This is a genomic window from Allobosea sp. (assembly GCF_036675845.1).
Classification (GTDB): Bacteria; Pseudomonadota; Alphaproteobacteria; order Rhizobiales; family Beijerinckiaceae; genus Allobosea.
Genome location: NZ_JAKFED010000062.1, coordinates 1 through 12,899, shown reverse-complemented (window position 1 = coordinate 12,899; position 12,899 = coordinate 1). Strand labels below are relative to the sequence as shown.

Genomic DNA, 12,899 nt, shown 5'->3' with positions numbered 1-12,899 from the left:
CGCAGCCTCAATAGGCCATCAGGGTGTGGCTCTGCTCGCGCATGAACAGCGGCAGATAATGCGGCCCGAAGCCGTTCTTCCCGGTCAGCCCGGAATTCTTCCAGCCGCCGAAAGTCTGGATCCCCGGCCAGGCGCCGGTGGTCGCGCCGCTACGCCGGTTGGCATACAGGACGCCCGCTTCCGCCTGATCGAGGAAGGTGTCGAGCTCGGCCTGGTCGCGGCCGTAGAAGCCCGCGCACAGGCCGTAATCGACTGCATTGCCGCGGCTGATCGCATCCTTGAGGTCGCTGAAGCGCTGCAGGGTGACGTAGGGCAGGAACAGTTCGCGCTTGACGTGGGCGTGATCGCCGGGGAGCCCCTCCACGATCAGCGGCTCGACATAGACGCCGCGGTCGAACGGCGCCGAGGACAGGCGGTTGCCGCCGAAGACGATCCGTCCCCCGGCCCGCGCATCGCTTACGGCCCTGGCGTACCGCGCGCCGGCATCCTCGCTGATCAGCGGCCCAACGAAAACGTCGCGCTCCTCGGGATTGCCGACCTTCATCGCCTCTGTCTTCTGCTTCAGACGCGAAAGCAGGTCGTCGTAGATCGCGTCGTCGACGAAGGCGACCTCGCAGGAGCTGCACTTCTGTCCCTGGAGCCCGAAGGCGGAGCGCGCCAGCCCCTCGGCCGCGACGTCGAGATCGGCCGAGCGGGTGACATAGGTCGGGTTCTTGCCACCCATCTCGGCGATGACCGGCTTGACGTAGCCGCCGGTCGTCAGCTTCGCATGGATGTCGCGGCCGGCGGCGGTCGACCCGGTGAAGGCGGCGCCATCGACGGCGCCGGCGATCAGGGCGGCGCCGGTCTCGTCGCCGCCGCAGACGAGGTTCACCGCGCCCTCCGGCAGGCCCGCCTCGAGGAAGCAGCGCATGAACAGGGAACTGGTCAGCCCGGCGCCCTGGCTGGGCTTGTAGACCACGGTGTTGCCCGTCATCAGCGCGCAGCAGATCATGTTGATCGGAACCGCGATCGGGAAATTGAACGGCCCGACAATGCCGAAGACGCCGATCGGCTTGAGCCGGGTGCTGCCCGTCTCGCCGGGAATGGCCGAGGTCAGCCCACGATGGAAGCCCTCGTTGCGGCGCATCTCCCCGGCATAGAACGGGATCATGTCGAGCGCTTCCTCGGCTTCGCCCACCGATTCGAAGCGGGACTTCCCGACCTCGAACAGTGCGGCCATCCCGAGCTCGAAGCGCATGGCGCGCAGCCGCGAGCCGACCCCTTCCAGCAAGCGCAGGCGCTCCTCCCACGGCACGCGCGACCAGATCGGGAAGGCCTTGCGCGCCGCGGCGATCGCCTGCGCCACGGCCGCAGGCGAGGCCTCGAAGCAGGTGCCGAGCAGGATTTCCGAATCGATCGGGCTGCGCATCTCGAAACGCGCGCCCTCGGTGCTCTCGCGGCCGCCGATGAGATTGGGGATGACGCCGCCGAGCCTGGCGCGGAAGGCCGGAATCTCGGTGTCGAGCATGGCCTGCAGGCCCGTGAAGTCAGCGTTGATGTTGGTGTAGGTCACCCGCGGGAGCGCGTCCCGTGTTGCCGCCGAGATCGTCATGCGTCGCTCCTCATTCCCCATGAATCCGCCTGAAAACCCCACCTGCCTGCGGCTCCTGCGAGCTGTCCCGGCGCTCCGTCGCTTCGCAGAGAGGTATTGTATTTCGATATTGTCTACTTTATAGAGCTACGTCAAGCGATCCTCCTCGCCGGGCATCCTCATAAGCCACGAGCCCATTCCGATGCGAAACGACATCTTGTCGGCGGACTTCACGACGCAGCCCTACTGGACCGACGGACTGGCGCCATTCGCCGAAATCCCGCCGCCGAGCGCGCGGCATGTGGAAGTCGCCGTCATCGGGGGAGGCTTCGCCGGCCTCTCGGCGGCGCTGACATTGGCTCGCGCGGGGCGTGGCGTCACCGTCTTCGAGGCGACGACGATCGGAAGCGGCGCGGCCGCCCGCGCGGCCGGCTCCCTGGGCCACGTGCCCAAGGCGAGCCTGAGCGAACTGGAAGCCCTGTATGGCCGCAGCGCCGCGCTCGCGGCCTACACCGAAGCCCGGGAGGCCAAGGAATTCGTCGCCGACCTGATCCGCGAATATCAGATCGCCTGCGGTCTCAAGGTCGTCAACCGCTTCATCGCCGCGCATTCTCCGCGCGCCTTCGAGCGCCAGCGCAAATCGCTCCCCAGCCTGCAGGCGACCATGGGGGCGGTCGAGCTCGTCTCGCGCGAGCATCAGCGCGACCAGGTCGGCTCCGACGCCTTCTTCGGGGGCATCCGGATTGCCGGCGCCGCGACCCTGCAGCCTGCCCTGCTGCAACGCGGAATCGCGACCGCAGCCCAGGCCGCAGGCGCGTCCATTCGCCAGAATACGCCCGTCACCGACGTCCGGCAGAATGGCGCGCGTTTCGAGATCGAGACGCCGGGTGGCAGCTTCTCCGCCGATCATGTCCTGCTCGCGATCAATGCCGAGGTCCGGTTCGGGCCGCGACGCTTCCGTGATCTCGCCCGCCGCCTGGTCGTGATCCCGGCCTATGGCCTGGCAACGGAAGAGGTCGAGCCGGAGATGATGAGCCGGGTTCTGCCCATCGGAGGACCGGTCTCGGATACCTACAAGATCATCAACTACATCGCGCCCAGCGATAATGGCCGGCGCTTCATCATCTCCGGCCGGGCCGGGCGCAGCGAGGGCGGTCTCGAGCAGAAGGCCGAACGGATGTTCGGCTATTTCGCCGAACGCTTCCCGGATCTGCGTGGCATCAAGGTCTCTCATTGCTGGGCCGGACGCTTCGCCGTCACCTCGGACTGGGTTCCTCATATGGGCCTGGATGAGGGCGTCCATTACGTGCTCGGCTGCTGCGGAACGGGGATCCCGATGTCGACCTGGCTCGGCCACCGCGTCGCGCTGAAGATCATGAAGCAGGATGACAAGAATTCCGCCTTCGACCGACCGCTGCCGGCGATGAGCTTTACGGCAGCGCGCAATGCCCTGCTCCCCCTCATGGTCCGCGCCTACGCATTGCGCGACCGCCTGTTTCGCTGAGCACCGCCAGGGAGTTCCCCGAATGCGCTTCATCGCCAGAGAAGAAATCGATGCGTTGCATCTCGACGATGCCATGCTGGTCGACGCGCTGCGACAGGCCTTCCAGGCCAGCAGCGCCGGCGAAATCGCGATGAAGCCGAAATCGACCGTCAGCCAGCCCGATGGCGCTTTTCAGATCAGCACGCTCGCCGCCTGGCCGAAGCGCAATCTCGGCATCTTCCACAGCATCCTCGGCGCGCCGCCGGCAAACCTCGCTCCCGGCGAGGCGCATTACCGCAGCTACCAGCTCGTCACCAACTACGAGCGCGGCACGGCGAGAGCCGTGGTCGACGGCTCCTTCACCTCGACGATGCTGCCGGCTGGAGTCACGGCGCTCGCCGCGCAGGCCCTGGCGCGCGCCGACAGCCGGATTGCGACCTTTATCGGCGCCGGCCTGCAGACGCGCGTCAATCTGGCGGCCCTGCGGGGGCTGTTTCCCCTGGAGGAGGTGCGCATCCTCGGCAGATCGGCTGCCAATGCCGAAGCGCTGGCCCGCGAAATCGCTGCCAGCGGCCTCAAGGCGAGCGTGACGGGCGACGCAGAGGCCGCCATCAGCGGCGCCGACATCATTGTCTCGACGGTGCCGAGCGGGCCCCATCTCGTGCCCTTCCTCGAGCCGTCCTGGGTCTCGCCCGGCGCCTTCGTCAGCGCGGTCGATCTCGGGCGCAGTTGGCGCGACGGCTTCGAAGCATTCGACCGCGTCATCAGCGACGATCGAGCCCAGGCCGCGGTCCAGCATGCCGAAGGGCGCCTGCGCTATGGCGGCAGCTATGACAGCGAGCTGCCGGAACTGGTCACGGGCCAGCGCCCTCCGCGCCAGGACGCAAAGGAGCGCATCGTGCTCATCCACCCCGGCAATATCGTCGGCGTGATGGCGATCACTGCGCTGATCCTGGATCGGCTGCCATCGCTCCAGGCCGCCGCGTGATCGCATTCTAACGGGAGAGGATTTCATGACGGACTTCATCTTGACGGAACGGCGCGGGCGCGTGGGGATCATCACCCTGAACCGGCCGGATATCCTGAATGCATGGCATCGGCCGATGCGCGGCCGGCTGATGGAGGCCCTGGAGCAATTCGATTCCGACGCGACCATCGGCGCCATCATCCTCACCGGGGCCGGCGACCGGGCCTTCGGTGCCGGGCAGGACCTGAACGAGACGAAGACCTTCGATGAAGACGGGGCCGAAGGCTGGATGCACGAATGGGACCGCCTCTACGATCAGATCCGCTCCCTGACCAAACCCCTGGTCGTCGCGCTCAACGGGCTCGCCGCGGGATCCGCCTTCCAGATCGCCCTGCTCGCCGATTTCCGCATCGGCCACGCCGGCGTCAAGATGGGCCAGCCGGAAATCAAATCCGGCATCCCCAGCAGCACCGGCCCATGGATCATGAAGGAGATACTCGGCCTCGCCCGCACGATCGACCTGACGCTGACCGGCCGGATGATGAACGCCGACGAGTGCGAGCGCATCGGCGTCATCAACAAGCTGGTCGCCGCCGACAAGGTGCTGGATGAAGCGATGGCCTTGTCGGAACTTCTGGCCGACCAGCCGCCGGTCGCGATGCGTTTGACCAAAGCGCGCTTCCGCGAGTCGACGCAGGCGGCTTACGAAGACTGCATGAAAGCCGGGATCCGGATCCAGCGCGAGGCCTACAAGACCGGGGAGCCGGCAAGGATGATGGAAAAATTCCTCGCAAAGAAGGTGTCGTCTCGCTGATGGGCGCAAATCGCCGCGCGGCCCGCTTGGCCACCCGCCTGTTGGGGACCGTTTGAGCTTTCACACAGCCCTCATCCTGAGAGCCGGGCCGACAATGATACGAAACATTTCAAGACATTAGAGCACGCGCCGATCAGGTTGAATCAACCTGATCGGCGCGTGCTCCAGGTTTCGGGATCCATCGCGGCGTCATCCCGGACGCAGCGAAGCGAAGATCCGCATCCCTGCCAGAGCGCTGATCGGGAAGGCTCCGGCATGGGTCCCGGGTCTCCCTTCGGTCGCCCGGGACGACCCGCATCTGGTTCAAACGTCATCCTCGGCCTCCACGTTAGATCGACATGACGGTCCCGAACACGACGATGTCGGTACCGCCGCGATCAATCGGGCCGCGGTGCTACAGCGAACGCCAAGCCAAAAATGCAGGGTCGCGCCGGCATCTGCGAGCGCGTTCGGCCTGATCCATAGCGTCGGTTCCTCATCGTCTCCTCGCACCCCCCGTTGACGCTTTTTGTGGCGCGTGCCTTGCTGGGCGGGCCGACGACAAAAAAGCAGCAGGGCGAAAAGCCCCATTCGGATCGATCCGAGCAATGTCAGCGAAGGGGATGAGTATGGACGAGCAAGACCTGCGCAAGCTGACCGAGGGTGTTAAGCAGGGCGCGATGTCGCGCCGCTCCTTCATCCGGAGACTGGCCGCCATCGGCGTCACGGCGCCGATCGCAAATCAGATCCTGGCATGGCATGGCGTTGCCATGGCGCAGCCGGCGAGCGGCTACAAGCCGACCAAGGCCGGCGGCGGCGGGCCGCTGAAGCTCCTGTTCTGGCAGGCGCCGACGCTGCTGAACCCGCATTTCGCCAGCGGCACCAAGGATCAGGAGGCTTCCCGCATCTTCTACGAGCCTCTGGCCGGCTGGGATGCCGAGGGCAACCTCATCCCCTGCCTGGCGGCGGAGGCGCCCTCCAAGGCCAATGGCGGGCTCTCCGAGGACGGCAAGACCGTCACCTGGAAGTTGAAGCGCGACGTCAAATGGCATGACGGCAAGCCGTTCACCGCCGACGACGTCGTCTTCACCTGGGAATACGCATTCGACCCGGCGACCGCCGCCTATACGACCGGCTCCTACAAGGACATCAAGGTCGAGAAGGTCGACGACCACACCGTCAAGGTGATCTTCGCGCAGCCGCAGCCCTTCTGGGCGGACGCCTTCGTCGGCGTCGCCGGGATGATCATCCCCAAGCATCATTTCGGCGACTACAAGGGTGGCAAGTCGCGCGAGGCGCCGGCCAACCTGAAGCCGGTCGGGACCGGCCCCTACAGGTTCGTCGACTTCAAGCCCGGCGACATCCTGACCGGCGAACGCAACCCCGACTACCATGTGAAGAACCAGCCGCATTTCGACACGATCGAGATGAAGGGCGGCGGCGACGCCGTCTCGGCGGCGCGCGCGGTGATCCAGACCGGCGAGTTCGACTATGCCTGGAACATGCAGGTCGAGGACGATGTCCTCAAGCGCATGGAGAGCGGCGGGCGCGGGCGCGTTCTGGCGGTGCCGAGCGGCAATATCGAGTTCATCATCCTCAACACCACCGACCCCTGGACCGAGGTCGACGGCGAGCGCTCCAGCGTCAAGACCAAGCATCCGACGCTGAGCGACCCGGCCGTGCGCCAGGCGATCAACCTGCTGATCGACCGCGACTCGATCCAGAAATTCATCTACGGCCGCGGCGGCACCGCGACGGCGAGCTTCGTCAACGAGCCGAAGATGTTCAAGTCGACGAAGCTGAAATACGAGTTCAGCATCGACAAGGCGAACAAGATCCTCGACGAGGCCGGCTGGAAGCGCGGTGGCGACGGCGTCCGCGAGAAGGACGGCAAGAAGCTCAAATACGTCTTCCAGACCTCGATCAACGCCCCCCGCCAGAAGACGCAGGCGATCATCAAGCAGGCCTGCCAGAAGGCCGGCATCGACCTCGAGCTGAAATCGGTGACGGCGTCGGTGTTCTTCTCCTCCGACATCGCCAATCCCGACACCTATACCAAGCTCTATGTCGACATGGAGATGTACACCACGACGCAGCCGCAGCCCGATCCGGAGCGCTTCCTCAACCAGTTCGTCTCCTGGGAGATCGCCACCAAGGAGAACAAATGGCTCGGCCGCAACGTCTCGCGCTACTCCAGCAAGGAGGCGGACGAGGCCTATAAGGCGGCGCAGAAGGAACTGGACCCGGCCAAGCGCGCAGCGCTGCTGATCAAGGTCAACGAGATCTTCTGCGAAGCGAACGTCATCCTGCCGCTGCTGTCACGCACCCGCGTCGCGGCGGCGGCGAACACCCTGACACCGAACTATAGCGGCTGGGACAGCGACGTCTGGAGCCTCGCGAGCTGGTATCGCAGCTGAACGCAAGCGCATCCTCCGCGGGAGGCCCCCGCGGAGGATGGCTGTGCCCGGCGCCGCCCTGACGGCGTCATCGGGCGTCGATGGGGGACCGCAGGCAATCGCGGTCCGCCTCCATCACCGCTTCGCGTGCCCAGAGAGATCCACTCATGGTCAGCTACCTGCTACGGCGACTGCTCATCGCCATTCCAAGCCTGCTCGGCATCAGCCTCATCCTGTTCACCGTCCTGGCACTGGCGCCGGGCGACCCGTTCGAGGAACTGGCGACCAATCCCAACGTGCCGCCCGAAGTGCGGATGGCGCTGCGCGCCAAGTTCGGCATCGACGACCCCGTGATGGTCCGCTACTTCCGCTGGCTCGCCGCCATGGCGCAGGGCGACTGGGGCTTCTCCTTCGCCAGCCGCATCGATGTCGATACGCTGATCCTGCAGCGCGTGCCGGTCACGCTCTTCATCGTCGGCACGTCGCAACTGCTGGCGCTGGCGATCGCGCTGCCGGTCGGCATCTACGCGGCGACGCGGCCCTATTCGATCTTCGACCAGATCGCCAACACGCTCGCCTTCGTCGGCTTCTCGCTGCCGACCTTCTTCACCGGCCTGCTGCTGATCCTGCTGTTCTCGATCAAGCTCGACTGGCTGCCCTTCGTCTACCGCTCCGACATCGCCGCCAGCGGCTGGCGCTGGTACTGGGAGCATGTCCGCCAGGCGATCATGCCGATCACCGTGCTCGGCCTGTTCCAGGCCGCGTCCTATACCCGCTATGTCCGCTCGGCCGTGCTGGACGTGATCAGGCTCGACTACGTCACGACCGCCCGCGCCAAGGGGCTGGGCGAGAAGACGGTGACGCTGCGCCATGTCACGCGCAACGCCCTCATCCCGGTCGTCACCCTGGTCGCCCTGCAGATGCCGGCGGTGTTCGGCGGCGCGATCGTCACCGAGCAGATCTTCCGGATTCCCGGCATCGGCTCGCTGCTGATCACGGCGATCCTCGCCAACGACACGCCGGTGATCATGGCGGTCACCTTCGTCTTCGCCTGCCTGGTCATCCTTTTCAACCTGATCGCGGATCTGCTCTATGGCTGGCTCGACCCTCGCATCTCCTTCCGTTGAGCCGCTCGCGGCAGCGGTCGGCCGGCCCGTCGCCGTCTCGCCCGGCCGCGAGACCTGGCGCCGCTTCCGGCGGCACCGGCTCGCCATGGCCAGCGCGGTCGTGCTGGGCCTGCTGATCCTCGGGGTGATCGTCGGCCCCTGGTTCTGGACGGTGCCGATCAACGAAATCGATTTCTCGGCGCAGTTGCAGGGCCCGTCCTGGGCGCATCCGCTCGGCACCGACGATCTCGGCCAGGATCTCCTGGCCCGGATGATGTATGGCGGGCGCATCTCGCTCGCCGTCGGCCTCGCCGCAATGGTGGTGGCGACGGTCGTCGGCGTCGTGGTCGGCGCGCTCGCCGGCATGTCGCGCCGCTGGCTCGATCCGTTCCTGATGTGGCTGACCGACCTCTTCCTCTCGCTGCCGCAGCTGCCGCTGCTGCTCCTGGTGATCTACCTGTTCCGCGAGCAGCTCAAGGCGCTCTTCGGGGTCGAGGGCGGGGTCTTCCTGCTGATCGTCGTCGTCATCGGCGGCCTGCGCTGGATGCCGGTGGCGCGGCTGGTCAGGGCGCAGTTCTTCTCGCTGCGCGAGAAGGAGTTCGTCGAGGCGGCGAGAGCCCAGGGCGCGACCAAGATGCGCCAGATGGTCGTCCACATCCTGCCCAACGCGATCGGCCCGGTGATCGTCGCGGCGACCATCGAGGTTTCCTCGGCGATCATCGCGGAATCGACGCTGTCCTTCCTCGGCCTCGGCTTCCCGCCCGATATCCCGACCTGGGGCCGCCTGCTGTTCGACGCCAAGGACCAGCTCGACGCCGCCGCGCATTGGGCCCTGTTCCCCGGCGCCGCGATCTTCCTCACGGTGCTCTCGATCAACTTCATCGGCGATGGCCTGCGCGATGCGCTCGACCCTCGCCGCGTCATCTGAAGCGACAGGACGCGATGCGATGAGCTCCCCCATCCTCTCCGTTTCCAACCTGACGACCGCGTTTCGTGTCGAGGGTATCTGGCGGCCCGTGGTTCGCGACGTCTCCTTCGAGATCGCGCCGAAGGAGACGGTGGCGCTGGTCGGCGAATCCGGCTCGGGCAAGAGCGTCAGCGCGCTCTCGATCATGCGGCTGACGCCGCAGGGGTCGAGCCGGATCGAGGGCTCGGTCAAGCTTGGCGGCAAGGAGCTCCTGACGTTGCCGGAGGCGCAGATGCGCAAGATCCGCGGCAATGAGATCGCGATGATCTTCCAGGAACCGATGACCTCGCTGAACCCGGTCCTGACCATCGGCTTCCAGATCGCCGAGGCGCTGATACTGCATCGCGGGCTGTCGCGCGCGGCCGCCGAAGCCGAGACGGTGCGCCTGCTCGAGAAGGTCCGCATCCCGGCGGCGAAGGCGCGCTTCCACGACTATCCGCACCGCTTCTCCGGCGGCATGCGCCAGCGCGTGATGATCGCGATGGCGCTGGCCTGCAAGCCGAAGCTGCTGATCGCCGACGAGCCGACGACGGCGCTCGACGTGACGATCCAGGCGCAGATCCTCGCGCTGATCAAGCTCCTGCAGGAGGAGGAGGACATGTCGGTCCTGTTCATCACCCATGACATGGGCGTGGTGGCCGAGATCGCCGACCGCACCGTGGTGATGTACAATGGCGAGGCGGTGGAGCGTGCGCCGACGGCCGAGCTCTTTTCCGGTGCGAAGCATCCCTACACGCGGGCGCTGCTTTCCGCCGTCCCGAAGCTCGGTTCGATGACGGGACGAACGCGCCCGATGCGCTTCCCCGTGGTCGACCGGGCGACCGGCCTTTCCGACACGCCGAGCGAAACGCCCGACACCGTTGCGGCCTCCGAGCGGCCGGTACTCGAGGTCAGCGGCCTGACGACGCGCTTCGATATCCGCTCCGGCCTGCTCAGCGGCATCAGCGGCCGGGTCCATGCGGTCGAGAACGTCTCGTTCAGCCTGCAAACGGGCGAAACCCTGGCGCTGGTCGGCGAATCCGGCTGCGGCAAGTCGACGACCGGCCGCTCGGTGATGCGGCTGATCGAGCCGGTCGCCGGCTCCGTCCTGCTCGCCGGCGAGGACGTGCTGAAGCTCGACCAGGCGACGCTGCGCCAGCGTCGTGCCCGCATGCAGATGATCTTCCAGGACCCGTTCGCCAGCCTGAACCCGCGCATGACCATCGGCACCGCCATTGCCGAGCCGCTGCTGATCAACAAGCTCGCCAATCGCAAGCAGGCGCAGGAGAAGGTCGCTGACCTACTCGATCGTGTCGGGCTGCTCCCGGACATGGCGAGCCGCTTCCCGCACGAGTTCTCGGGCGGCCAGCGCCAGCGCATCGCGATCGCGCGGGCGCTGGCGGTCGAGCCTCGCCTGATCGTCGCGGACGAGGCGGTCTCGGCGCTCGACGTCTCGGTCAAGGCGCAGGTGATCAACCTGATGCTCGAGCTCCAGGCCAGGATGAAGCTCGCCTATCTCTTCATCTCGCACGACATGGCCGTGGTCGAGCGCGTCAGCCATCGCGTCGCGGTGATGTATCTCGGCGAAATCGTCGAGATCGGTCCGCGCGTGGCGATCTTCGGCAATCCGCAGCACCCCTACACGAAACGGCTGCTGGCCGCCGTGCCGGTCGCCGATCCAGCGAGACGCCATGAGAAGCGGCCGGTTTCGAACGACGAGATCCGCAGCCCGGTGCGCGCGCCCGACTATGTCCCGCCCGCCCGTCAGTATCGCGAGGTCTCGCCCGGCCACGCCGTGATGATCTGGGGCCAGGAGTGGGCGCCGCCGGCCATCACCAAGGTGGCATGAGAGCGCAATGAGGATGCAACCGCCTCAGTGCGGGTCAGTCCAGCGGCAGGCTGCCGCGAAGGCCGCGGGAGTCGGGCATCAGCGCAGCTAGACGGGCGTCGCTCCGCGGCGGCGCGGTGAAGGTCCGTGCGATCTTCCTGGGCAGGTCGAGATCGAACGGCCGGCTGGGCGGCAGCGGCGCATTGTCGACGAGATTCGAGGCCGCACTTGCGGGCGCGGCGGCTGCCGGCGCCGGAGTGTCCGGTGCGAAGGCCAGCGGCGCGGTCGCGGAGGATGTCGGCACTGTCGAGGCGGTGGCGGCGACTGGCGCGGGCGTGGAGACCGCGGCGAGCTGATAGCTCGGCTCCTCGATGCGATGCCGCTCGGGCCGTTCGCCCTTCACATAGAAGGCGTTCCCGCCTGCCACCGTCACATAGTGCATGTTGGCGTAGGAAAAACGCAGGCCGGCCATATGAAAGTGCTTGGCGTTTCCGACAGCCTCGTTGCGCCGCCCGTTGAGGATGGCTTCCGCGGCGGCCTCGACCTTCGGCAGGTCGCGTGCAGCCATCTTGCGGGTCAGCACGCCGGCGGCGAACTGCTTGGGTGCGCCGACGACGCCGCAGATCGTCTCGGGATAGCGCGGCGATCCCACCCGGTTCATCACGACCGTGCCGACGCCGAGCAGACCCGCATCGCTCGACCGGTTCGATTCGAAATACATCGCGCGGACGAGGCATTCCTTCTCACGCGGATCGGCCTTCGCCAGGGCGATGGCGCGCTTGCGCGTCTCGTGGGGCTGCTTTGCCGCGGGGGCAGCAATCGAAGCGGTTTCGACAGGCGACATGCTGCAGGCGCCCAGAGCCGGCGCGGCCAGTGAAATCAGAAGCGGGATCGCCTTGCGGTCGTAGCGGCTCCTTCCGATGGAACGGACAGCATTGGTAGCGATCACGGTCCGCTTCATGCGGCAATCTCCTGATTACGGGATCTGGGCTGCCGCAGGCGGCGGACCGTAGTCACCGGAAAGGAATCCGGAAACTCTTAACAGAAAGTTAATTTGAGAAGGAAGAGGCAAAGGTGCGCGACGGCTACCTGGCCATCAACGTGGCGAGGCTGTCGGCCTGTTCCTGCTCACGGACACCCATCATGGAGGGTCTTATCCAGCGAATCTCGTAGAGACCGCTCGAGAATGGAACCCTCATCCTGAGGCGCTGCGCAGCAGCGTCTCGAAGGATGAGGTTGCGTGCAATCACAAGGAGCTCCAGCCGCCGTGTTCCTGCTACGGGCTCGACAGGACGGCCCGGACGCCGTCCATCACGGAAGCGTGAGGCGGCAATTGTCGGCGGAATAATCGGCGCGCCGGCGCATCTCACCTGCTCAACCAGGAGCAGGACATGTCGAGCAGAAATCCAAACGAGCCGAGCCGTCGCGCAGTGCTCCAGGGGGCCACGGCGGTCGCGCTGAGCTCAGGTCTGGCGAAAGCGCAGGGCAAGGCCACGGGGACGGGTCCGCGCGCCGGGGACCGCGTCTTCCTGACCAATGAAGATTCCAACACGTTGAGCGTGATCGATCCGGTGTCGGACGCGCTGCTGCCGACGGTGAACCTGACCAGCTTCGACGAGGATCCGCGCCCTCCCTTCCGTTTCGTGACCGGCAATGTCACCCCGACGCATGGCGAGATGGTCCAGAAGCCGCTCTATCACGGCGCGATTTCGATCCATGGCTGCGTACCGTCGCCCGATTCCCGGATGTTCGCGACAGCCGGCCGCGGCACGAGCAATCTCTATCTCGTCGATACGATGAAGCTGAA

Annotated in this window: 9 protein-coding genes and 1 pseudogene; 8 read left to right on the top strand and 2 right to left on the bottom strand. The window is 66.4% G+C overall.

From position 1 onward, the window contains the following. Positions 1-7: 7 nt before the first annotated feature. Positions 8-1,594: an aldehyde dehydrogenase family protein gene (locus tag V6M56_RS07200; protein ID WP_332682454.1), complete on the bottom strand. Its 1,587-nt coding sequence runs from the start codon at positions 1,592-1,594 to the stop codon at positions 8-10. Positions 1,595-1,775: 181 nt separating this feature from the next. Here V6M56_RS07200 and V6M56_RS07195 point away from each other — a divergent pair, with 181 nt between their 5' ends. The 7 genes from V6M56_RS07195 (at position 1,776) to V6M56_RS07165 (ending at position 11,113) form a co-directional block, all read left to right on the top strand. Beyond that, the gene (locus tag V6M56_RS07195) at positions 1,776-3,077 is read left to right on the top strand and encodes an NAD(P)/FAD-dependent oxidoreductase (protein ID WP_332682453.1); all 1,302 of its coding nucleotides are present in this window, start codon (positions 1,776-1,778) and stop codon (positions 3,075-3,077) included. A 22-nt stretch (positions 3,078-3,099) separates the two neighbouring features. Continuing rightward, positions 3,100-4,044, top strand: a complete 945-nt coding sequence (locus V6M56_RS07190) for a hypothetical protein (RefSeq protein ID WP_332682452.1) — start codon at positions 3,100-3,102, stop codon at positions 4,042-4,044. 25 nt (positions 4,045-4,069) lie between these two features. Beyond that, positions 4,070-4,837, top strand: a complete 768-nt coding sequence (locus tag V6M56_RS07185) for an enoyl-CoA hydratase/isomerase family protein (RefSeq protein WP_332682451.1) — start codon at positions 4,070-4,072, stop codon at positions 4,835-4,837. 608 nt (positions 4,838-5,445) lie between these two features. After that, on the top strand, positions 5,446-7,233 hold the full coding sequence (locus V6M56_RS07180; RefSeq protein ID WP_332682449.1) for a peptide ABC transporter substrate-binding protein: 1,788 nt from the start codon (positions 5,446-5,448) through the stop codon (positions 7,231-7,233). Between the two features lie 146 nt (positions 7,234-7,379). Continuing rightward, on the top strand, positions 7,380-8,339 hold the full coding sequence (locus V6M56_RS07175) for an ABC transporter permease (RefSeq protein WP_332682447.1): 960 nt from the start codon (positions 7,380-7,382) through the stop codon (positions 8,337-8,339). Next, positions 8,305-9,246, top strand: coding sequence for an ABC transporter permease (locus V6M56_RS07170; protein ID WP_332682445.1), 942 nt, complete (start codon positions 8,305-8,307; stop codon positions 9,244-9,246). Before V6M56_RS07175 ends, V6M56_RS07170 begins: the two co-directional genes overlap by 35 nt. 19 nt (positions 9,247-9,265) lie before the next feature. Then, on the top strand, positions 9,266-11,113 hold the full coding sequence (locus tag V6M56_RS07165; RefSeq protein WP_332682444.1) for an ABC transporter ATP-binding protein: 1,848 nt from the start codon (positions 9,266-9,268) through the stop codon (positions 11,111-11,113). A 34-nt stretch (positions 11,114-11,147) separates the two neighbouring features. Here V6M56_RS07165 and V6M56_RS07160 read toward each other — a convergent pair whose 3' ends face one another. Then, positions 11,148-12,053: a cell wall hydrolase gene (locus tag V6M56_RS07160; protein WP_332682443.1), complete on the bottom strand. Its 906-nt coding sequence runs from the start codon at positions 12,051-12,053 to the stop codon at positions 11,148-11,150. Between the two features lie 430 nt (positions 12,054-12,483). Between V6M56_RS07160 and V6M56_RS07155 the strand changes: the two are divergent. Then, a pseudogene (locus V6M56_RS07155) lies at positions 12,484-12,899 on the top strand (hypothetical protein); the annotation flags it as partial.